This is a genomic window from Paracoccus sigandri, assembly GCF_003709565.1.
GTDB classification, from domain to species: domain Bacteria; phylum Pseudomonadota; class Alphaproteobacteria; order Rhodobacterales; family Rhodobacteraceae; genus Paracoccus; species Paracoccus siganidrum.
On record NZ_QNRC01000018.1, the window covers coordinates 17,288 to 37,268 of the forward strand.

Sequence of the window (19,981 nt, forward strand, 5' to 3'; positions counted from 1 at the left end):
GGGAGGGTTGAACGAATGGCTACCGAAATCCTGATGCCCGCCCTGTCGCCGACCATGGAGGAAGGCACGCTGGCGAAATGGCTGAAGAAGGAAGGCGACGAGGTCAAGGCCGGCGACATCATCGCCGAGATCGAGACCGACAAGGCGACGATGGAGTTCGAGGCGGTGGACGAGGGCATCCTCGGCAAGATCCTGATCGACGAGGGCACCCAGGGCGTGAAGGTCAACACCCCCATCGCCGTGCTGGTCGAGGAAGGCGAAAGCGCCGACGACATCAAGGCCCCCGCCCCTGCCAAGGCAGATGATGGCGAGAAGCCCGCCGAACAGGCAGAGGCCCCCGCAGCCTCGGCCGTCGAGGAGGTCAGGACCCCCGAGCCCGACCGCAGCCCCGACTGGCCGGAAGGCACCAAGATGAAGTCGATGACCGTGCGCGAGGCCCTGCGCGAGGCCATGGAAGAGGAAATGGCCCGCGACGAGACGGTCTTCCTGATGGGCGAGGAAGTCGGCGAATACCAGGGCGCCTACAAGATCTCGCAGGGCCTGCTGGACAAGTTCGGCCCCCGCCGCGTGGTCGACACCCCGATTTCCGAGATCGGCTTCGCCGGCATCGGCACCGGCGCCGCGCTGGCCGGGCTGCGCCCCATCGTCGAGTTCATGACCTTCAACTTCGCCATGCAGGCGATCGACCACATCATCAACTCGGCCGCCAAGACGCTCTACATGTCCGGCGGCCAGATGGGCTGCCCGATCGTGTTCCGCGGCCCGAACGGCGCCGCCGCCCGCGTGGGGGCGCAGCACAGCCAGGACTATGCCGCCTGGTATGCCCAGATCCCCGGCCTGAAGGTGGTCATGCCCTATTCGGCGGCCGATGCGAAGGGGTTGCTGAAACAGGCGATCCGCGATCCGAACCCGGTGATCTTCCTGGAAAACGAGATCCTCTACGGCCGCAGCTTCGAGGTCCCGGATCTCGAGGATTTCACCATCCCCTTCGGCAAGGCCCGCATCGCGCGGGCGGGCCGCGACGTGACGATCGTCAGCTTCGGCATCGGCATGGCCCATGCGCTGGAGGCCGCCGACAAGCTGGCCGGCGAGGGCATCGAGGCCGAGGTGATCGACCTGCGCACCCTGCGCCCGCTGGATTACGGCACGATCCTCGAATCGGTGAAGAAGACCAACCGCTGCGTGACGGTCGAGGAAGGCTTCCCCGTCGCCTCGATCGGCAACCATGTCTCGGCCCATATCATGGAGAACGCGTTCGATTACCTCGACGCCCCGGTGATCAACTGCACCGGCAAGGACGTGCCGATGCCCTATGCCGCCAATCTTGAGAAACACGCCCTGATCACCGCCGCCGAAGTGGTCGAGGCGGTGAAGAAAGTCACCTACAAATAAGGGGATAAGCGAGATGCCGACAGAAATCCTGATGCCCGCGCTGTCTCCGACGATGGAGGAAGGCACGCTGGCCAAATGGCTGGTGAAGGAAGGCGACGAGGTCAAATCCGGCGACATCATCGCCGAGATCGAGACCGACAAGGCGACGATGGAGTTCGAGGCCGTCGACGAGGGCACGATGGGCAAGATCCTGGTCGCCGAGGGCTCGGCGGGGGTGAAGGTCAACACGCTCATCGCGGTGCTGCTGGAAGACGGCGAAAGCGCCGACGACATCGGCGCGGCGCCGGCCCCCAAGGCGGAGGCCAAGCCCGAGGCGCCGAAAGCCGAGGCCGCCCCGGCTGCGGCAACCCCTGCCCCGGCCGCACCGAGATCGGCCGATGGCGGGCGCATCTTCGCCTCGCCGCTGGCGCGGCGCATCGCGGCGGAAAAGGGCATCGACCTCGCCTCGGTCAAGGGCTCGGGCCCGCGGGGCCGGATCGTCAAGGCGGATGTCGAGGGCGCGAAACCCGGCGCGGCCAAGCCCGCCGCCGATGCGCCGAAAGCCGCGCCGGCCCCGGCCGCCGCCGCGCCCGCCGGCCCCTCCGCTGAAACCATCCTCAAGATCTATGCCGACCGCCAGACCGAGGAAGTCGCGCTGGACGGGATGCGCCGCACCATCGCCGCGCGGCTGGGCGAGGCCAAGCAGACCATCCCGCATTTCTACCTGCGCCGCTCGGCCAGGCTGGACGAGCTGATGAAGTTCCGCGCGACCCTGAACAAGCAGCTGGAAGGCCGCGGCGTGAAGCTCAGCGTCAACGACTTCATCATCAAGGCCTGCGCCCTGGCCCTGCAAGAAGTGCCGGATGCGAATGCCGTCTGGGCCGGCGACCGGATCCTGAAGCTGAAACCCTCGGACGTGGCCGTCGCCGTCGCGGTCGAGGGCGGCCTCTTCACCCCGGTGCTGAAGGACGCGCAGCAAAAGACCCTCTCGGCGCTCTCGGCCGAGATGAAGGACCTGGCGGGCCGCGCCAAGTCGAAGAAGCTCGCGCCCCACGAATACCAGGGCGGCAGCTTCGCCATCTCGAATCTCGGCATGTTCGGGATCGAGAATTTCGACGCGGTCATCAACCCGCCCCATGGCGCGATCCTGGCCGTCGGCGCGGGCATCAAGACCCCGGTGGTCGAGGGCGACGAGGTGGTCATCCGCAACGTCATGTCGATGACCCTCTCGGTCGATCACCGCGTCATCGACGGCGCGCTCGGCGCCCAGCTTCTGGCGGCCATCGTCGCCCATCTGGAAAACCCGATGGGCATGCTGGCCTGATCCCCGGGCAGCCGATACCGACAGCAAGGGGGCCGCGCGGCCCCCTTTTTTTCACGCCCCGCCGCTTCTTCGTTGTCCAAATACCCCAAAGCGCATCGCGGGCCGCAAGCCTATTCGGCCGGCAGTTCGCGCGGCCGGTTCAGCCCCACGCGGCGGCCCAGCCAGCCCCCCAGCCGCGACGTGCCGCCATGGATCAGCGAGAACAGCGAGGGCACGAACAGCAGCGACAGCACCGTGGACAGGGCCAGCCCGCCGATCACCGCGATGGCCATCGGCGCGCGGAACTCGCCCCCCTCGCCGGTGGCAAGCGCCGAGGGCACCATGCCCGCACTCATCGCGATGGTGGTCATGACGATGGGCCGGGCGCGCTTGTGGACCGCGTCCAGGATCGCCTCACGCTTCGGCGTGCCCGCCTCCATCGCCGCCAATGCGAATTCCACCAGCATGATCGAGTTCTTGGTGACGATCCCCATCAGCATCAGGAAGCCGATCACCACCGCCATGCTGATCGAATGGCCGGTGACGAACAGCGCCAGGATCGCCCCGCCGATGGCCAGGGGCAGCGACAGGAGGATCGAGATCGGCGTGACGAAGTTGTGGAACAGCAGCACCAGCACGACATAGACCAGCAGGATCCCCGCCCCCATCGCCGTGCCGAAGGCCTCGAAGACCTCGCCCATGATCTCGGCGTCCCCCGCCGTCTGGATCGAGGTGCCGGGCGGCAGCTCGATCTGGCCCTGCAATTGCGTCACCTGCGCGCTGACCGGCCCCAACAGCGCGCCATCGGCCAGGTTGGCGCTGACCGTGGTACGATATTGCCGGTCATAGCGCCCGATCTCGGTCGCCCCCGCCGACAGGCTGATATCGGCCACCGAGACCAGCGGGATCTGGCCATTGGCGCTGCGGACGCGCAGGTTCTGGACCTCCATCAGATCGGCCCGCGCCTCGCGGTTCAGCCGCACCACGATCGGGATCTGCTCGTCCCCGGCGCTGAACTTGGCCAGATCGGCCTCGTCGGCGCCAAGCGTCGCGACCCGCAACGTCACCGCCATGTCGCTGGCCGAGACGCCCAGCTGCGCGGCCAGGTCGGCGCGCGGGCGGATCTGGATCTCGGGGCGCTGCAGGTTGGCCGAACTGGAAACATTTTCCAGCGACGGCAGGCGGCTCATCGCGGCGGCCAGTCGCTCGGCGGCCAGCGCCGCGCCCTCTTCGGTCTCGCCCAGCACGCTGATCGACAGGTCGTTCTCGCCATTCTCGTTCTGGAAATTGATCCGCAGGTCGGGCGTCTCGGCCAGCCGCTCCTTCAACTCGGCCTCCAGCACGAATTGCGACCTCTCGCGGGTCTCCTTCTTGCCATAGTTGATCATCAGCCGCGCCTCGGTCACGTCCGTGCCGTCGTTATAGACGAAGACCGACTGCACCTCGGGCGTCTCGGCGATCTGCCGGGTCAGGCGGCGGCCGGCATCCTCGGTGTCGGATATGGTCGAGCCGGGCGGCAGCTCCAGCTGGATCTGGCTGCGGCCGACATCCGAGGCCGGGATGAATTCCGTCGGCAACAGCGTCGCCGAATAGATCGAGCCGGCGAAGATCCCGACGCCCATCAGCAGCGTCAGCCCGCGATGGCGCATGGTCCAGCGCACGACCGCCATCAGCCGGCGCATGACGAAGCCGTCCTTCACATGCTCGGGTAGAACCTTGCCGCGCATCAGATAGGCGGCCATCATCGGCGTGATGATCCGCGCCACCAGCAGCGAGAACAGGACCGAGACCGCGACCGTCAGGCCGAACTGCTTGAAATACTGCCCGGCGATGCCGCCCATGAAGCTGACCGGGGCGAAGACCGCCACGATGGAAAAGCTGATCGCGATGACGGTCAGGCCGATCTCGTTCGCCGCTTCCTCGGCCGCCTCGTAGGGGGGCGAGCCCATGCCGATATGGCGCACGATGTTCTCGATCTCGACGATGGCGTCATCGACCAGGATGCCCGTCACCAGCGTGATGCCCAAGAGGCTGATCCCGTTCAGGGTGAAGCCCAGCCAGTGCATGACGAAGAAGGTCGGGATGATCGACAGGGGCAGCGCGACCGCGGCGACCAGCGTGGCGCGCCAGTTGCGCAGGAACAGGAACACCACGATCACCGCCAGCGCCGCGCCCTCATACAGCGTCTCCATCGCGCTGTGATAGCTGGAGGCGGTATAGGTCGTGGCATCGTCGATCAGGCTGATCGTCACGTCCGGGTATCGCTGCCGCAGCTCCTCCAGCCGCTCCTTGACGCCGTCGCCCGCGCTGAGATCCGAGGCTCCGGTGGCGCGCCAGACCCCGAAGGCCACCACCGGTTGGCCGTCCAGCAGCGCGAAGCTGCGTTCCTCGCTGGCGCCGTCGATCACCTCGCCCAACTGGTCCAGGCGGATCACCCTGCCGTCGGCGATGGAAACCGGCGTGGCGGCCAGCCCCTCGACCGTGTCGGCCGAACCCAGGGTGCGGATCGAATATTCCGTCCCCGCCAGGTCGCCGCGCCCGCCGCCCATGTTGATGTTGCGCGCCCGAAGCTGTTCCGAGATCTCGGCCGCGGTCAGCCCGTGGGCCAGCAGCCGGTCGGGGTCCAGCTCGACCTTGATCTGCCGCTCGGCCCCGCCGATGCGGTTGGTCCTGGCCACGCCGCTGACCGTGGTCAGCTCGCGCCCGATCACGTCGTCGACGAATTTCGACAGCTGCTCGATGCTCTGGCCGGGATCGCTGACCGCATAGGTCAGGATCGGATAGCCGGTCACGTCCAGCCGCTGCACGATCGGCTCGACGATGCCGTCGGGCAGTTCCGCTCGGACATTGGCCACCGCGTCCTTCACGTCGTTGACGGCGCGGTCGCTGTTGGTCTCCAGCTCGAATTCGACGGTGATCGTGGCCGCGCTGTCCGAGGCGGTCGAGCTGATATGGCGCACATTGGTGACCGAGGCGATGCTGTCCTCGATCGGCTGGATGATCTGGCTGATCAGCTCGGCCGGGGCGGCGCCGGGCTGGACGATGGAGACCTCGACGATGGGCAGGTCGATATTCGGCATCGCCGTGACCGCCAGCCGGTTGAAGCTGTGCAGGCCCATGACCAGCAGGACCAGGAAGATCGCCAGCGGCGGGACCGGATTGCGGATCGACCAGGTCGCGAAATTCATGGATCGGCCGCCTGTTCCGGCGCCTGCTGTGCCGCCGCCGCCTCGCGCACCCGGTCGCCCTCGCGGAAGAAGGCGCCGGACCGCGCGATCACCGTCTCGCCCTCCTCGACCCCCTCCAGGATCTCGCGCTGGCCGTCCCACAACAGGCCGGCCCGGACCTCGCGGGTGCGCACCACGCCGTCCTCGACCACCTGCACGCGGTCGCCGCCGCTGTCGGACAGGACCGCGCCGGCAGGAATCGCCACCGATTGGCGCCGCGCGGTGATGACCCAGCCGCTGGCGAACAGCCCGGTGCGCAAGCGCGGATCGGGGTCCAGCGCGATGCGCGCCAGCCCCAGCCGCGTCACCGGATCGACGGTGGCCGGGACCAGTCGCACCTCGCCCTCGATCCGGCCCAGCCCGGCCACGCTGATTTCCGCCGGGGCGCCCACGGCAAGCCCCGGCAGCGCGGTTTCGATGACCTCGGCCGCCAATTCGACGCTGCCCTCGGCGATCAGCGAGAACAGCGGCTCGGAGCCCGCCCCCGACAGCGCGCCCAGTTCGGCATTGCGCGCCGAGACCAGCCCGGCCACCGGCGCCACGATCTCGGCGCGCTGCATGTTCAGCCGCGCCACCCGCCGCGAGGCCTCGGCCAGGGCCAGCGCCGCGCGCGCCACGCCCACCCCGTCCGCCGCCGACGCCGCCTCGGCCCGCGCCGCGGCCTCGGCGGCGACCGCCTCGTCCAGCACCGCCTGCGAGACATTGCCGCTTTCGCGCAGCTGCCGCATCCGCCGCAGGCTGGTCTCGGCCTGGGTCAGCGCCGCCGCGGTGGCGTCGATGGCGCTTTGCGCCTGGCTGACGCCGGCCTCGGCGCGCTGATACTCGGCCTCGGCCTGGGCCAAAAGGGCCGACAGGGTCTCGCTGTCCAGCCGCGCCAGGACCGCGCCCTTCTCGACCGTGTCGCCGGCCTCGACCAGGATTTCGGTGATCTCATAGCCGGAAACCTGCGGGAAGATCTGCACCGGCTGGCGCGCGACCAGGGTGCCCGAGACGGGCACCCGCGCCTGCATCTCGGCGATCCGGGCCGTGGCCAGCGTCACCGCCGGAATCGCCCGGCCGCTGTCCTCGGCCGGGGCTGCGTCTTCGGCGAAGGCCGACAGGGCCAGCCCGGCTGCGACGAGGAAAGAGAACAGGGCGCGCATGCAACCGCCTGAATTTGTGATCGTCAGCCCGCCGAACATAGTCAAAGCGGCTGCCGCCAACAATCCTGCAGGGCGCCCGCAGGCGGCACCTTGCTAGAACGTGACCGAGACGCCGGGCAGGTGCAGTTCCCCGATCAGGTCGCGCAGTTCCTGCCGGGCGGCGATGTTGGACATCGACAGCTGCTCGGTCCCCAGATCCTTCAGGTCCAGCAGCGTCAGCCCGCGCGGGAAAAGCTCGCGGAAGATCACCCGTTCGGAAAAGCCCGGCGCGACGCGGAAGCCGATGCGTTTGGACAGCGTGTCCAGTGCGCCCCCGACCTTGCGCTTGTTGTGCATGGCCTGCGTGCCCAGCCGGTTGCGCAGCACCAGCCAGTCGATCGGCCCCGCCCCGGCCTGCGCCCGCATCTGCCGCGCCGCCCAGACCATCTCGGCATAGATCGAGGGGCCAAGCACCTTGCCCTCGGGCGACATCCGCGCCAGCAGGTCGAAATCGACGAAGCTGTCATTCATCGGCGTGATCAGCGTGTCGGCGACCGTATGGGCCATCTGGCTCAGCGTGGTATGCGATCCGGGGCAGTCCAGCAGGATGAAGTCGCATTGCGCCTCCAGCGCGGTCAGCGCGGGCGTCAGCGGATCGGACCCCTGCCCCAGTTCCGCCATGACCGGGGTCGGCAGGGCCAGCCCGTTGCGCGCGACGAAGGCCGCGCGGTTTTCCAGATAGCGGCCGAAGCTGCGCTGGCGCACGTCCAGATCCAGCCCGCCGACCCGGTGCCCCATCCGCGCCAGCGCGGTCGCCACATGCATCGACGTGGTCGATTTCCCCGACCCGCCCTTTTCGTTGCCAACAACGATGATATGCGCCACCGGCTGCCCCTTGATCCATTCTTCGCGGCGGAACCTAACGACAGCGTGAGCCGATGAAAAGCCGCGCCGGTCCGCCCGCGCCGCATTCTGCCCCCGCCCGCGCGTCACGCATGGCCGGATCGCCGTGATTCGCCCCTTCCAGCAGCCCGTCTTTCGCCCGGTATCGGCCGAAACCCTTAAAATCGCGTTAAAATTAATACACGATGCGCTGAGTCGTTTTTTCTTGCATAACACGACAAAGTTTGTCGTAATAAACCTGTCAGGACGGACTGACGGTTTCCGGAGGAAAGGAGACAGCATGAACATGACGACAGGTCTCAGCCGGATCGCCTCGGGCATCAGCCGGGTCGTGCGGCCAGAGCCGCGCTGCTACGCCATCCACCTGGTCGACCGGGTCTCGGGCGCGCCCTACCGGATCGCCGGGACGCCGATGGTCATCTACAGCCGCGAACCGATGCAGACCGCGACGCGGCTGATGGAAAACCGCGATCCCCGCAAATGGGTCGCCTTCGCCGAAATCGTGAAAGGACCGCTGCAATGACCCCGAACCACCTGACCGGCCTGGTCCCGATGTCCCCCGTCGATCCCCTGGCCGCCATGATCGCGGCCGAGCTTTCGGCCCGCCCCGAACCCGCGCGCGACCTGGGCTATGCGGTGATCGCCATCGGCCGCAACCAGCAGGCCCAGGGCCCGGTGATGCATCGCTTCCGCGACGGCCGCGTCACCATCGATGCCGGCGGCCATGAGGTCACCGGCCATCCGGTCGGGGCGACAGCATCGAAGGGCTGGTGGGCCTGGCTGGCCACGCGCCCGATCTGACGCCCCGCATGCCGCCGCCCGGTCCCTTGGGCGGCGGCTATTCCTCGCCCTTCAGCAGCATCAGTAGCGCCACCAGCGTCGCGATGATACCCGGCAGCACCGCCAGGCCGGGCAGGCCCTGGCCCAGCATCGCCTCCAGCGCGATCACCCATGCCGGCGTCAGATAGGTATAGGCCATGACCTTGGCCGAGGGCAGCCGCAGCGTCGCATATTGCACCAGCACCGCCGTCGCCGCGCTGGCGAAGATGGCGACGTAAAGCAGGGTGATCCAGACGATGGCGGGCAGGCCGGCCCAGTCGGTCTCGCGGATCGCGCCCCAGCCCCAGACCAGCATCACCAGACTGCCCGCCAGCATCGTCCCGAAGCTCAGCACCAGCGCGCTTTCGCCGCGGTTCAGCTTGCGCACCATCGGCGTGTACAGCGCATGGGCCGCGCAGCCGACCAGATAGATCGCCTCGCCCCGGCCCAGATGCAGCCGGGCCATGGCCGCCAGGTCGCCGCGAAAGATCACCCACAGCGCCCCGAAGCCGCCCAGCCCCAGCGCCAGCCCGATCCGCGCCGTCATCCGCTGCCGCAGCAGCAGCCAGCCGAAACCCGCCGCCATCAGCGGGGTCAGCGTGAAGACGGCGCTGGCCGAGACCGCGGGGGCGGTCTTCAGCCCCTCGAACATCAGCACGAAATAGGCCGCGAACATGCCGCCCAGCAGCAGATAGCGCCAGGGCGCCCGCAGGGCCCGCCGCGACAGGCCCGGCCCCGCCGCCATCGCCACCCCGCCGATCACCCCGGCGGCGATGACGAAACGCGCCGCCGTGATCGCCTCGGGATGGATCAGGTTGGCCGCCCGCACCCCCAGCGAGAAGGACCCCGCCACCAGCACCGAGAACAGCAGCATCGCGGCATGGCCGCGCAGGGCCTCGCGCCGGGCGCCGGCGAGGCTGTCGGTCATGGTCGCGCTCACTGCCGCCCCAGCATGTAGAATTCGTCATTGGGCCGGATGTCGCCGGCATTCACCAGCCGGTTCGACATGCCGAAAAAGGCGGCGATGGCGCCGATGTCCCAGATCTCATCTTCGGAAAAACCCGCGTCATGCAGGGCCGCATGGTCGCGGTCGTCGATCTGCTGGGCGTTCAGCGCCACCTTTTCGGCGTAAGTCAGCATGGCGCGCTGGCGCGGCGTCAGGTCGGCCTTGCGCCAGTTGGTGGCGACCTGGTCGGCGATCTGCGGGTTCTTCGCCCGGATGCGCAGGATCGCGCCATGGGCGATCACGCAATACTGGCACTGGTTCAGCCCGCTGGTCGCGACCACGATCAGCTCGCGCTCGGCCTTGCTCAGCCCCTCGTCCTTGTCCATCAGCGCGTCGTGATAGGCAAAGAAGGCGCGGAACTCGGCCGGCCTGTGGGCCAGCGCCAGAAAGACATTGGGAACGAAGCCCGATTTCTCGGCCACCTTCTCGATCGCCGCGCGGATGTCCTGCGGCAGGCTGGCCAGATCGGGGACCGGAAAGCGGCTGATCGGATGGGATTGGGTCATGGGATGCCTCCTTGCGCGCCACTCTGGCCGAGCCGCCGGGCGGATGGAAGCCCCGGTGCGGGACGCGGGCTTGCAATCCCGCCCGCGCCGCCGCACAAATCCGGGGACAGGACAGGGGGCAGAGGATGAGGACCGTTCTTCTATTCGCACCGCTGATCGCGGTCGCGGCCTGCGGCGTGACCGTGCCGCGCTTCACGCAGACGCCCGAGGAAAGGGCGCTGTCGATGCCCAACCCGGCCTCGGCCCATTGCGTGCGGCTGGGCGGCCGGGTCGAGATCCAGAGCGAATCCGGCGGCCAGGTCGGCTATTGCCACCTTCCCGACGGCCGCGTGATCGAGGAATGGCTGCTGTTTCGCGCCAGCGAATCCGGGACGGGCCAGGCAGGCTGAGGCGCGGGGCAGAGCGTCACGATCCGCTCGTCGCCCATCGCCTCATCCCCAGATGTCGGGCGTTGCCGGGCAGATCAGCGGACCCACGGTTCGTATCGCCCCGGCGCCATCCTCCTGCAGCAGCAGCGGGCCGTCCAGGTCCACATAATCCGCGCCTTGCGCCACCAGGATCGCCGGCGCCGTCGCCAGGGACGAGGAGATCAGGCTGCCCGCCATGACCTTCAGCCCCTCCCGTCGCGCCGCATCGCGCAGGGCAAGCGCCGCCGTCAGCCCCCCGGCCTTGTCGAGCTTGATGTTGACGGCGTCATAGCGGCCCCGCAGCCGCGGCAGCGCCAGGATTTCGTGGCAGCTCTCGTCGGCGCAGACCGGCAGGGGACGCCGGATGCCGGCCAGCAGCTCGTCATCCTTCGCCGGCAAGGGCTGCTCGATCATGATCACCTTCAGCCTGGCCAGCCGGGGCGCCAGCGACAGATAGTCGTCCAGGGTCCAGCTCTCGCGCGCGTCGACGACGATCGAGGCGGATGGCGCGGCCGCGTGCACAAGCTCGACCAGCGGCAGGATGTCGGGGCCGTTGAGCAGCAGCTTGAGAATGTGGTGGATCCTGCCGAAGCGGGCCGCGTCGCGGGCCAGCTGCTCGGGGGTCTCGGTCGAGAGGGTGCGCATCGTGGCCACGGGCCTGGGCTTTTCCAGCCCGGCCAGCTGCCAGACCGGCCGTCCCGCCAGCTTCGCCTCCAGGTCCCACAGCGCGCAGTCCAGCGCGTTGCGCGCGGGCCCCGCCCGCAGAAGCGTCGGCAGGTCCTGCCGGGTGAACGTGGGCGGCAACTGGTCCAGCTGCCCCTGCACGCTGGCGATCGACTCGCCATAGCGGGGATAGGGCACGCATTCCCCCCTGCCCCGACAACCCTGCCGAGTGACGACCACCTCGATCGAATCGACATGCTCCAGCCTGCGGTCGCAAATGGTAAAGCTGCCCGCGCGATAGAGGAGACGACGGTGAAAGGTTTCGATGCGCATGGGGGAATGAAAGCACGAACCGCCGGGAAAGTGTGAGAGCCTGTCGGGTATGTTGCGTCCGCAATCCGGCTCATGCGTCCGAGAAACCACGCATGGACGACTGTTTCCGGGCCAGCGGATGCCGACAGGGGCGGCGGCAGGTGGGTCGCCCTGCCGCCTGTGGGGATCTCTCGCCCCTGCCCTTCCGGTCAGAGCGCAGCGCGCCGGTTGGCCGCGGCAACTGGCCCGCCCAGACACTGGCGAAACCGCGGATGGCGCCGCCACCCTGCGCCGGCCGGTGACGCGGCGGCAGGGCGAACGGTGCGATCATCCGGCCGGCGGCCATCGGGGACGAAATCGCCATCTGCTGCTGCGCCAAGCAAGCCCATGCCTGCCATGTCCAACCCGCGCGGACGGAGGCGGATCACAGCGCAGTTCGCGAAACGCCATACCCAAGTCGCCACCGACGGCAAGCGCCTGCAGGCCGCCTACGCCATCCACCTCCCGCAGGGCGTTTCCATGCCGCTTGAAAATATCGCGGTGAGGGTCGCCGCCAGCCGTGGCATCGGCGAGGCGCCGCCTCGGCCTCGGATCGATCCGGCTTTACCGATGCGAAGTTGGCCGAGGATCTGGCAATCGATCTCCACCTCGATCATGCAAGCCAGCCGCAGCACGGCTTCACCCACAAGCTGTTCAATAGGGCTGCGGCGCCCCCCTTGCCCACCGATTTTCCACGAGAGACGGACCGTCAGCCGGAAATGACGGCATCCTGGCGCGAAGGACACGGCCAGGCATCCGCCAGCCAGGCAGCCCATGCCAGTAGACCGGCCGGGACGGCATCGATGCCGCCACGCCGGAAATGTCGCAGCATGGCGGCAAGCCTGATCTCGCAAGCGATCCGACATCTTTCGTCTTGATCCCCGACCATACGTCCAACTCCGGCCGTCCCGGAGGCGTTGAGGCGACCCATGCCTGAACAGGCAACCGCCATTCCTTCAAGAGCGGTCGCGAGGGCTGCAAATCTGGGTGCCATTGCTCCATCAGCCAAGTGTATGCATGGCGCCTTCAGTACGATCGACAGTGACCAACCGGGGCGATCCGGTCCCCAATGGCTTGAGGGATCACATCATGGCCGCAACCCGGCTGCAGATATGACGGCCAGGCCAACCCTCCGGATCGCCCAGCCGAAGCGCCCAATCATCCGCAGGACATCGCCCATGCGCCCCGGCGGCAGAACAGTCCGTTCTCTCCGAGGCCCATTCTTTCGGCCGAACATGATGCCCGTGCCATCACGCCCACAGATCGCGGCACGATACCTGCGAGCATCGAAAACATCATCCCCGCCACGAGACCGATCTGTTCATCGGCCCGGTTCTGCTCCAGCGGACCGGACAGGAGGGGACTGTCGCCCTTGCGCCTTGAGCTCGGTTCCACCGCCCGAATACCCCGATTGCCCCTTCATCACCAGAGGACCTCGCGATTCCGGCATCGGCAATGCACGCCATGCTTGCAGATCAGTCATGCACCATCGCCCGGACACCTGATCCCGATGCTGTCCACCAGCAGATTGAACGGGCCGGCCCACTGCGGTTCGTTATCCGCGTCACAATGGCCCTCGCCTGCGGCTCAGAGTAAAAAACGCTGATATTATCCGATCCAGACCCACCATCTGCAACCTTGCTGGGGCAACATCCCCACCGTGTGCCGCAGCGGCAAGCCGCGCAGAACCGCTACCATCAGGCCGAGCCGGATCGTCGCGCAGGAGAAGACCGGAGTTCCGCGGGGCGGGCAGCCTTGCGGTTTCGCCTGCCCCTTGCTCAGCCAGATCAGCAGGTTGTCGATTCATTTGAATGAAACGACATCCGAGCGCATCGTTACGGAATTTCGAGTTCATGATGCGGTAACGCATGGGTGCTAGCCTGATCATGGTGGTATCTCCAGCCGCCGCTCTCGCCTCGTGAATCCCGCGGAAGGCGGGGTTCCGTGAGAAAGCCGACCAGCAGATTCCAAGATCGAGAAGCCGGCCCAAAGCATCATGAGCGTCAAGCTTCATGGCAGGGCGAGCCATGACACCGATTGCCGGTTCAACATATTCTCTGTTAATATGAACAAGGCTGATCACTTCTTGAGGTTCTTCTTTTCGGTGCCGTATCTTCCTCATCCGGATCTCGGCCAAGTAACGACTCCGCGCGGATAAAATATGGCCCTCGCGCAACAAGGAGCCGAAATCCGACCCATAAATGGATCATTCCGTGAAAACCCAACCAAAGCAGGAAGAACAACGAAATACCATCTCAGATCAGACAGCGAAAAGCCGATTGACATCTCGCCAAATTACCGCTCCAAGATATCTTTGGAGATGCCATATTCTTCATGCTCTGCGCTTGCGACCACATCACCCGCAAGATTCTCGCCTTCACCCCGCCGATATCGGGCGCTTTGTCCCATCATCATCCAGCTGGCGGCGCGGGTCGTCGGGCCCGACAGGCGTGAGATGAACGTAGCCCCGGCCAGCTGGTCGAGTTGTCCGAAACCGACGACAGATATTCTATTCGACCACCAGATCCGCGTGCAAAGCACCTGCCGAATGAATGGATTTCAAGATATCAATCATATCCCTGGGACGCACGCCCAATGCATTCAACCCTTCGACCAGGTCACCAAGCGAAGCCTCACTCCCAACTTCGGCAAATCCGATACCAGGCTCATCGCCGATCTCAGCATAAGTCCGCGGAACCGTAATCGTTTCGCCGATCGCAAATGGATTTGGCTGCGACACCTGCAAAGCCTCGCTGACCTTGAGTGTAAGATTTCCTTGGGATACCGCCACGCGGGATATACGAACTTGATCGCCCATCACAATCGTTCCCGTCTTGTGATCGATGACCACCCTGGCACGATTCTCCGGTTGAATGAGAATGTTTTCGATACGGCTCAGAACGCGCGATGGATTGACCTGGCCAAGCTGGCGAAACCCCACGATAACTGTTCCACTGTCATGCGCAAGCGCAATCTGACGCCTGAAATCCCTGTTTATGGCATCTTCGATACGGGTTGCTGTCGTGAAATCTGCATTTCTCAACGCAATTCTAATGTTGTTTATCAAGGAGAAATCAAAACTCACCTCTCGTTCGACTCGTGCGCCAACTGGTATCTTACCTGCGGTCGGCACCCCCTCCACAACCCTAGCCGCGTCCCCCGACACGGATACGCCACCAGCAATAATAGAGCCCTGAGCCACAGCATAAATATTCCCATCTGCTGCTTTTAGAGGCGTCATCACAAGCGTGCCCCCAAGCAAACTTTTCGCATCTCCGATTGTCGAGACGCTGGCGTCTATCCTGCTACCCGAGCGCGCAAACTCAGGCAATGTCGCTGTAACGATCACCGCAGCAACGTTCTTTGAACGCAACGCGTCATCAGTTACATTCACCCCAAGACGTTCCAGGAAACCGGCCAGCATTTCTTCCGTAAAGGGCGCGTTCCGCATGCTGTCGCCAGTACCATCCAGACCAACAACCAACCCATACCCAACCAGATCATTGCCGCGGACTCCATCGAAGTCTGCCAGGTCCTTGATACGAACTGGTGTCGCCTCGGCAAAAACCGTAGAGAACAGCATCGCCAGTATAAGAAATATACCCTTCACCGAACATAATCCACAAGCTTGAGCTTCGACAGACGATTAGTAACTGCGTATAGTGCTTGCAGTCGGCTCTCCACATCGCTCAGCGCCAGAGATGTTTCATAAGGGTTAGCAGAACGAATATCGTTTCGCGAGATCTTCAGTGAGTCCGATAGCGTTGAGTTTTCTGCGATATTCCTCTCGATGGATTGAGCAAAATGGCCAATCTTGGCTTGCGCCGAGATCAGCAAAGGATCACTGTCATAGATGATTCCTCCCCCAAGGCGCATCAGCTCACGCTGCTGAGAAACATCGGTGGAAAGAACGCCTCTACTCACCAGGGAAGATATCGCCATACCTTTCAAGGTATCGCGTATTTCCGGAGCACCTGCATTTACATCGAGAACAACGACGCGCCCCTCAGAAACCATGAATTGCCGGCCATCATCATTACCTCTATAGGCGATGTCCAGAAACCCACCAGAACCAGAAGGAGAATCAAACCAATCGCTTACCGCCTGGACAATGTCGCTAGCGATGGTTAGCCCCGAAATCATTCCTTGAATAATATCCAGAATCTCGGGACCGGACATAAGCGGAGGCTGATCCGTGGCCGTGCCCGAAAACACATGATAACTGCCGAAGCTCGTATTCAATCGAGTCACAATCAGATCGAGATTTTTTGCAACCTGACCAGAGCGTTCCAGCAGTAGCGAGGCACTTTCTCCGACAGGTTCATTGATCAGATTGATCGCAATATTCGACGAAACTGACTGAATTGAATCGAGTGCAGCACCCATCATTTTCGCCAGGCCATCAGCCTCGACGGAGATGCGATGAAACTCTTCCGCCACCGAAATCTTGTCTTCGATCGCACGCAAGGATTGGGTGTTCCCCAAAACACGCTGGCCGATATCCGAAACTTCGCCACTTGCGAGCTCCTCGGTCAGGACGTTCAGGGTCGTCTTCAAGCGACCAGCCGCGGATTGCAGTGCGAGGGCGCGGGCCTGATCGCCAACGGAGTAGATGCTCATCTTCAGATCCTCAGTATATGATCCATCATTTCATCAATTGCCTGAATGACCCGAGCGTTCGCGGCATAGGCATGTTCGTACTGAAGAAGTCTTTGCATTTCGAAATCACTGTCGACTCCAAGCGACATGAAACGCCAGGTGATCGTTTCGTAACGGCTATTGCGAATGGTGCTGTCGGATTCCGCAAAGACACGTCTCGTCACGATACGCGATTCGAGCTCTGCCATACGCTTCGAAAGCGTACCCTGCCCTTCGAAAGCACCAGAGGAGGGAGGGGCTGCAACCGCATCAAGCGCCGTAATCCATCGCAAGAGTTGCGCTGGGTCTGCCACCTCGCCGGGTGTCGTCGCGGCCAATCCAGCCCGGATCCTCCAGGGCTCCGTAACGGCGGCAGAATTGACGGAGATGCGGCCAGCCAATCCGGTCATCGTCGAGAGCGAGACCGCGCCGCCTGCATTGGTGAAAAGCCCCGGCTCGCCATTTGCCAAGCTGGGATCGGCATCGGGGCCGGAAAGCCTGTTGTAGAGTTCCAGCGCGATCGAATCGATCTCGTGCTGCAGCTGGGGCGCAAGCTCATCGCGGATCGCAAAATTCGCGGCCAGGGATCCCCCGGCGAACAGGCGCATCCCGCCGGCGGAAAGATCGACGCTATCCTGTTGCAACACGCCGACTGGCGGCGTGCCCACCGTCATCTCTGGCGTCAGTTGTCCCGCCGGCTGAAAACCCAACCGGATCGGTTTGCTGCCGTCAAGCAGGACCGCACCTTCGGTGGTGAACAGGGCGACCTGGTCGTTGTCTCGCAGGACCTCCTGCACGGGCACGATACTGGCGATCTGGCCGATCACGGCCTGCCTTTCATCCTTCAGGGAAGAGGCATCCGAACCTTCGGCAGAGATGATCGCAATGCGCCGGTTGAGATAGGCGACACGTTCCAGGCTGGCATTGAGACGTGCGACCTCCGAGGCGATGGCCGCATCGGCTTTCGTGCGCGCCTCCTGAACCACCTTGCTCGTGGTGTTCAGCTGGTGCGCAAGATCCTCGGCGGCGGCGATCACCGTGGACAGGCGCAGATTGTCATCCGGCCGTGCGCTGGCAGAAAGCAGGGCGGCCTGGAAGGCGGTCAGCACATTGCCCAAGCTGCCTGCCTCTCCCGGCAATCCTATCACCGTTTCCATATCCTTCGTGAAGGCCAGCTTCACCGCGGCCTCGGAACGGGCGGCCTCGGCAAGCCGCGTCTCTGCCAGAAGCCCCGCATTGACGATGCGTGCGATGCCGTGAATCCGCACCCCGCCACTATTCGCGCCGAGGCTCTGGGGCGACAACTCGACCTCGCGGCGCGCGTAGCCCGGCGTGGAGGCGTTGGCGAGGTTTGCCGCAACCGTTTCGGTTCCCCTGGAGACCGCCGTCAGACCCGACATGGCGTTGGACAGGGCGCGCGCTATGCTCATGCTCGGTTCCTCTTTGTCATCTCTCGGCCGGTCACGACGGCCCTCAGCGCTTGATATTCGTGGTTTCCTGCAGCATCTCGTCCACGGTCTGGATGACCTTGGCATTGGACGAATAGGCGCGTTGCGTCGTGATCATGTGGGTCAGTTCCTGGGCGATATCGGTGGTCGATGCCTCCAGCGCATGGCCCATGATGGCGCCGGTCGGCCCGTCGCCCGCATCCCACATGAACATGCTGCCGGAATGGGGCGAGATCTTGTAGGTCTGTGCATCAAGCGCCAGCAGCCCGTCGGGATTCGGGACGTCCACCAGCGGGATCTGATAGAGCGTCTTAACGAAACCGGTATCGTAGGTGGCGCGCAGGAAGCCGTCCTCGTTGATCTCGACCGTGACGAGATTGCCGACAGGCGAGCCGTTCTTCGAAATCGGGGAAGGCGAGAAGCTGGCGGAAAGCTGGCGCATGCCCGTCGTCCCGCCCGGCGCGCCGATGACCATGCTCAGCGGTCCGCCGGCCACCTGCAGATCGAGTGTCCCCGCCACCGGGTCATAGGCACCGCCGGACAGGACAGTCACCGAGGAAATGCTGCCGCCATTCGCCTGGCTGTCATCAAAGACGATCCGGTAGGATCCGACAAGGTTCGAGGCCGGGTCCGACGCCGAATCCCGCACCTCCATCACCCAGGTGTTTGACATGCCGCTGGCGACGCTGGTGTCGGGAATGAAGGTCAGATCGAGCGATTCGGATGTCCCGAGATTTCCGAAATATTCGATCTTCAGGGGCAGCGAATCGCCGGTCGCATCCGGGCGGGTCTGCGCCGCGGGCAGGGTCACCGCCATCGAGATCCGGGTCGTCGGATCGCCGACGGTCTGGTGGGGCGAGATCTGCACCGGCTCAAGCGTGCCCATCGTGTCGCGCGGCATGACCGGGACGGTCCCGTCCGACTGCGCCGGCCAGCCCAGCAGCACCAGCCCCGAGGCGGTGCGCAGAATGCCGGCATCGTCGGGACGGAAAGAGCCGGTCCGGGTCATCATCATCGGCAATGTCTCGAAGCCGTTGTCCAGGTCGACCGCCGAGGTCACCGGCAGCATCCCGCGCCCGTCGATCGCGATATCCAGCGGATGGGTGGTGGTGATCAGGGCGCCGTCCTCGGCGATGATACGCTTCGTCGTGGCGCGAACGCCGCCCGCCGAATAATGGCCGCTGGTGCGATGCTGGTTCAGGACCAGCGAGTCGAATTCCGCCTCCATCCGCTTGTAGCCGTTGGTGCCGGAATTCGCGATATTGTCCGAGATCGTCGCCAGCCGGGTGGCATTGGCCGCAAGCCCGGCGACACCGGCATTCATGGCAGAGGACATGGACATGGAAGCGGACCTTTCACTATCTGATGTTCGGGGCAGTATTCGGGGCAGAGCTTAAGATTCGCCTAATGCGCGCGGGCCTCTGCGCGCTATCTCAGTAAAATCAGCTCGATCCGGTTGTTTTCCGGGTCCATCGGGTTCGGATTGCGCCGCTTGCGGTCGGCATAGCCGCTGACGCGCTGGACGCGCATGGGGTCGAATCCCGCGCGCTCCAGAAGATTGCGCACCGCATGGGCGCGGGCATCCGACAGCGCCCAGACCGGCGAGGAGACCAGCATTTCCGGATAGGCGCGGACATGGCCCGACAGCGCCACATCGTTGCGCACATGGCCCAGAACCCGCGTCAGGATCGCCGCCAGCTCGGTCAGGACGGGCTGCGGCTGCGCGGTATCCTCGACGAAAAGCGGCTGGCCGGCCAGGTCGGTCAGCTCGATCACCAGCCCCTCGTCGGTCATGCGGGTCACCACATGGCGCAGGATGTTGGTCAGCTGCATCGATTCAGCGCCGGTCCCGGTCAGCTGATCCTGCACCTGCTGGGCCAGCCGTTCGAAATCGGCCTGCTTCATGCTGTCCGGCGTCAGCTGCTGGACGGCCTGCCGGGTTCCGTCCTCGACCCCGTCGCCCGCGGCGCCGGGACGATGCACGATGGTCGGGTTGAAATATTCGGCCAGGCCCTGCCGCTGCTTTTCCGTGGTCGCATTCAGCAGCCACATCAGCAGGAAGAAGGCCATCATCGCGGTCACGAAATCCGCATAGGCCACCTTCCAGGCGCCGCCGTGATGGCCCGCTTCGCCGCCGCCCTCGCCGCGCTTGATGATGATCGTGGCCCCGGTCGAGCCTTTCCCAGCGGCCATGCCACCACTCCGTCACTATGAACCG

The 19,981-nt window shown here is 65.1% G+C and carries 17 protein-coding genes; 5 read left to right on the forward strand and 12 right to left on the reverse strand.

Annotated features, from left to right (window positions below; translation table 11 throughout):
* The first annotated feature begins 15 nt into the window (after window positions 1-15).
* Both C9E82_RS15725 and C9E82_RS15730 read left to right on the forward strand, forming a co-directional pair.
* The gene (locus C9E82_RS15725) at window positions 16-1,392 is read left to right on the forward strand and encodes a pyruvate dehydrogenase complex E1 component subunit beta (RefSeq protein WP_119897534.1); all 1,377 of its coding nucleotides are present in this window, start codon (window positions 16-18) and stop codon (window positions 1,390-1,392) included.
* 13 nt (window positions 1,393-1,405) lie between these two features.
* Entirely contained in the window at window positions 1,406-2,695 is a 1,290-nt protein-coding gene (locus C9E82_RS15730) for a pyruvate dehydrogenase complex dihydrolipoamide acetyltransferase (protein WP_119897535.1), read from the forward strand.
* Between the two features lie 110 nt (window positions 2,696-2,805).
* On the opposite strand, the gene C9E82_RS15735 is transcribed toward C9E82_RS15730, so the two are convergent.
* The 3 genes from C9E82_RS15735 to C9E82_RS15745 all read right to left on the reverse strand — a co-directional run bounded on the left by C9E82_RS15735 (window position 2,806) and on the right by C9E82_RS15745 (window position 7,907).
* Complete coding sequence (locus C9E82_RS15735) at window positions 2,806-5,862, reverse strand: efflux RND transporter permease subunit (protein ID WP_119897536.1); 3,057 nt, start codon at window positions 5,860-5,862, stop codon at window positions 2,806-2,808.
* Window positions 5,859-7,043, reverse strand: a complete 1,185-nt coding sequence (locus C9E82_RS15740) for an efflux RND transporter periplasmic adaptor subunit (RefSeq protein WP_119897561.1) — start codon at window positions 7,041-7,043, stop codon at window positions 5,859-5,861. Before C9E82_RS15740 ends, C9E82_RS15735 begins: the two co-directional genes overlap by 4 nt.
* A gap of 93 nt (window positions 7,044-7,136) precedes the next feature.
* Window positions 7,137-7,907 carry a division plane positioning ATPase MipZ gene (locus tag C9E82_RS15745; RefSeq protein WP_119897537.1) on the reverse strand — a complete coding sequence of 257 codons (771 nt, stop codon included), beginning with the start codon at window positions 7,905-7,907 and terminating at the stop codon, window positions 7,137-7,139.
* A 298-nt stretch (window positions 7,908-8,205) separates the two neighbouring features.
* On the opposite strand from C9E82_RS15745, the gene C9E82_RS15750 reads away from it, so the two are divergent.
* Window positions 8,206-8,448 (forward strand): hypothetical protein, encoded by a 243-nt coding sequence (locus C9E82_RS15750; RefSeq protein ID WP_119897538.1) that lies wholly within the window; start codon window positions 8,206-8,208, stop codon window positions 8,446-8,448.
* Complete coding sequence (locus C9E82_RS15755; protein WP_240643487.1) at window positions 8,445-8,726, forward strand: hypothetical protein; 282 nt, start codon at window positions 8,445-8,447, stop codon at window positions 8,724-8,726. The genes C9E82_RS15750 and C9E82_RS15755 overlap by 4 nt, the downstream gene beginning before the upstream one ends.
* A 37-nt stretch (window positions 8,727-8,763) precedes the next feature.
* Here the strand turns inward: C9E82_RS15755 and C9E82_RS15760 are convergent, their stop codons facing one another.
* Window positions 8,764-9,672, reverse strand: coding sequence for a DMT family transporter (locus C9E82_RS15760; protein WP_119897563.1), 909 nt, complete (start codon window positions 9,670-9,672; stop codon window positions 8,764-8,766).
* Between the two features lie 8 nt (window positions 9,673-9,680).
* Complete coding sequence (locus C9E82_RS15765; RefSeq protein WP_119897539.1) at window positions 9,681-10,256, reverse strand: peroxidase-related enzyme; 576 nt, start codon at window positions 10,254-10,256, stop codon at window positions 9,681-9,683.
* Window positions 10,257-10,381: 125 nt separating this feature from the next.
* On the opposite strand from C9E82_RS15765, the gene C9E82_RS15770 reads away from it, so the two are divergent.
* Complete coding sequence (locus C9E82_RS15770; protein WP_119897540.1) at window positions 10,382-10,645, forward strand: putative hemolysin; 264 nt, start codon at window positions 10,382-10,384, stop codon at window positions 10,643-10,645.
* A 42-nt stretch (window positions 10,646-10,687) separates the two neighbouring features.
* Here C9E82_RS15770 and C9E82_RS15775 read toward each other — a convergent pair whose 3' ends face one another.
* The 7 genes from C9E82_RS15775 to C9E82_RS15800 all read right to left on the reverse strand — a co-directional run bounded on the left by C9E82_RS15775 (window position 10,688) and on the right by C9E82_RS15800 (window position 19,956).
* Window positions 10,688-11,659 carry a dipeptide epimerase gene (locus tag C9E82_RS15775; protein WP_119897541.1) on the reverse strand — a complete coding sequence of 324 codons (972 nt, stop codon included), beginning with the start codon at window positions 11,657-11,659 and terminating at the stop codon, window positions 10,688-10,690.
* Window positions 11,660-13,241: 1,582 nt separating this feature from the next.
* The gene (locus C9E82_RS24130) at window positions 13,242-13,814 is read right to left on the reverse strand and encodes a hypothetical protein (protein ID WP_147393058.1); all 573 of its coding nucleotides are present in this window, start codon (window positions 13,812-13,814) and stop codon (window positions 13,242-13,244) included.
* A 372-nt stretch (window positions 13,815-14,186) separates the two neighbouring features.
* Complete coding sequence (locus C9E82_RS15780; RefSeq protein ID WP_244936033.1) at window positions 14,187-15,260, reverse strand: flagellar basal body P-ring protein FlgI; 1,074 nt, start codon at window positions 15,258-15,260, stop codon at window positions 14,187-14,189.
* Between the two features lie 23 nt (window positions 15,261-15,283).
* On the reverse strand, window positions 15,284-16,297 hold the full coding sequence (locus tag C9E82_RS15785) for a hypothetical protein (protein WP_119897543.1): 1,014 nt from the start codon (window positions 16,295-16,297) through the stop codon (window positions 15,284-15,286).
* Window positions 16,298-16,299: 2 nt separating this feature from the next.
* Window positions 16,300-17,745, reverse strand: coding sequence for a flagellar hook-associated protein FlgK (gene flgK / locus C9E82_RS15790; RefSeq protein WP_170162036.1), 1,446 nt, complete (start codon window positions 17,743-17,745; stop codon window positions 16,300-16,302).
* A 43-nt stretch (window positions 17,746-17,788) separates the two neighbouring features.
* Complete coding sequence (locus C9E82_RS15795; RefSeq protein ID WP_119897545.1) at window positions 17,789-19,105, reverse strand: flagellar hook protein FlgE; 1,317 nt, start codon at window positions 19,103-19,105, stop codon at window positions 17,789-17,791.
* 86 nt (window positions 19,106-19,191) lie between these two features.
* Entirely contained in the window at window positions 19,192-19,956 is a 765-nt protein-coding gene (locus C9E82_RS15800) for an OmpA/MotB family protein (protein ID WP_119897546.1), read from the reverse strand.
* Between the last annotated feature and the right edge of the window lie 25 nt (window positions 19,957-19,981).

Bases quoted from the DNA above. Each gene is read 5' to 3' on its own strand.
- C9E82_RS15725 (WP_119897534.1), top strand. From the start codon at position 16: ATGGCTACCGAAATCCTGATGCCCGCCCTGTCGCCGACCATGGAGGAA.
- C9E82_RS15730 (WP_119897535.1), top strand. From the start codon at position 1,406: ATGCCGACAGAAATCCTGATGCCCGCGCTGTCTCCGACGATGGAGGAA.
- C9E82_RS15735 (WP_119897536.1), bottom strand. From the start codon at position 5,862: ATGAATTTCGCGACCTGGTCGATCCGCAATCCGGTCCCGCCGCTGGCG.
- C9E82_RS15740 (WP_119897561.1), bottom strand. From the start codon at position 7,043: ATGCGCGCCCTGTTCTCTTTCCTCGTCGCAGCCGGGCTGGCCCTGTCG.
- C9E82_RS15750 (WP_119897538.1), top strand. From the start codon at position 8,206: ATGAACATGACGACAGGTCTCAGCCGGATCGCCTCGGGCATCAGCCGG.
- C9E82_RS15755 (WP_240643487.1), top strand. From the start codon at position 8,445: ATGACCCCGAACCACCTGACCGGCCTGGTCCCGATGTCCCCCGTCGAT.
- C9E82_RS15760 (WP_119897563.1), bottom strand. From the start codon at position 9,672: ATGACCGACAGCCTCGCCGGCGCCCGGCGCGAGGCCCTGCGCGGCCAT.
- C9E82_RS15765 (WP_119897539.1), bottom strand. From the start codon at position 10,256: ATGACCCAATCCCATCCGATCAGCCGCTTTCCGGTCCCCGATCTGGCC.
- C9E82_RS15770 (WP_119897540.1), top strand. From the start codon at position 10,382: ATGAGGACCGTTCTTCTATTCGCACCGCTGATCGCGGTCGCGGCCTGC.
- C9E82_RS15775 (WP_119897541.1), bottom strand. From the start codon at position 11,659: ATGCGCATCGAAACCTTTCACCGTCGTCTCCTCTATCGCGCGGGCAGC.
- C9E82_RS15780 (WP_244936033.1), bottom strand. From the start codon at position 15,260: ATGCTGTTCTCTACGGTTTTTGCCGAGGCGACACCAGTTCGTATCAAG.
- C9E82_RS15785 (WP_119897543.1), bottom strand. From the start codon at position 16,297: ATGAGCATCTACTCCGTTGGCGATCAGGCCCGCGCCCTCGCACTGCAA.
- flgK (WP_170162036.1), bottom strand. From the start codon at position 17,745: ATGAGCATAGCGCGCGCCCTGTCCAACGCCATGTCGGGTCTGACGGCG.
- C9E82_RS15795 (WP_119897545.1), bottom strand. From the start codon at position 19,105: ATGTCCATGTCCTCTGCCATGAATGCCGGTGTCGCCGGGCTTGCGGCC.
- C9E82_RS15800 (WP_119897546.1), bottom strand. From the start codon at position 19,956: ATGGCCGCTGGGAAAGGCTCGACCGGGGCCACGATCATCATCAAGCGC.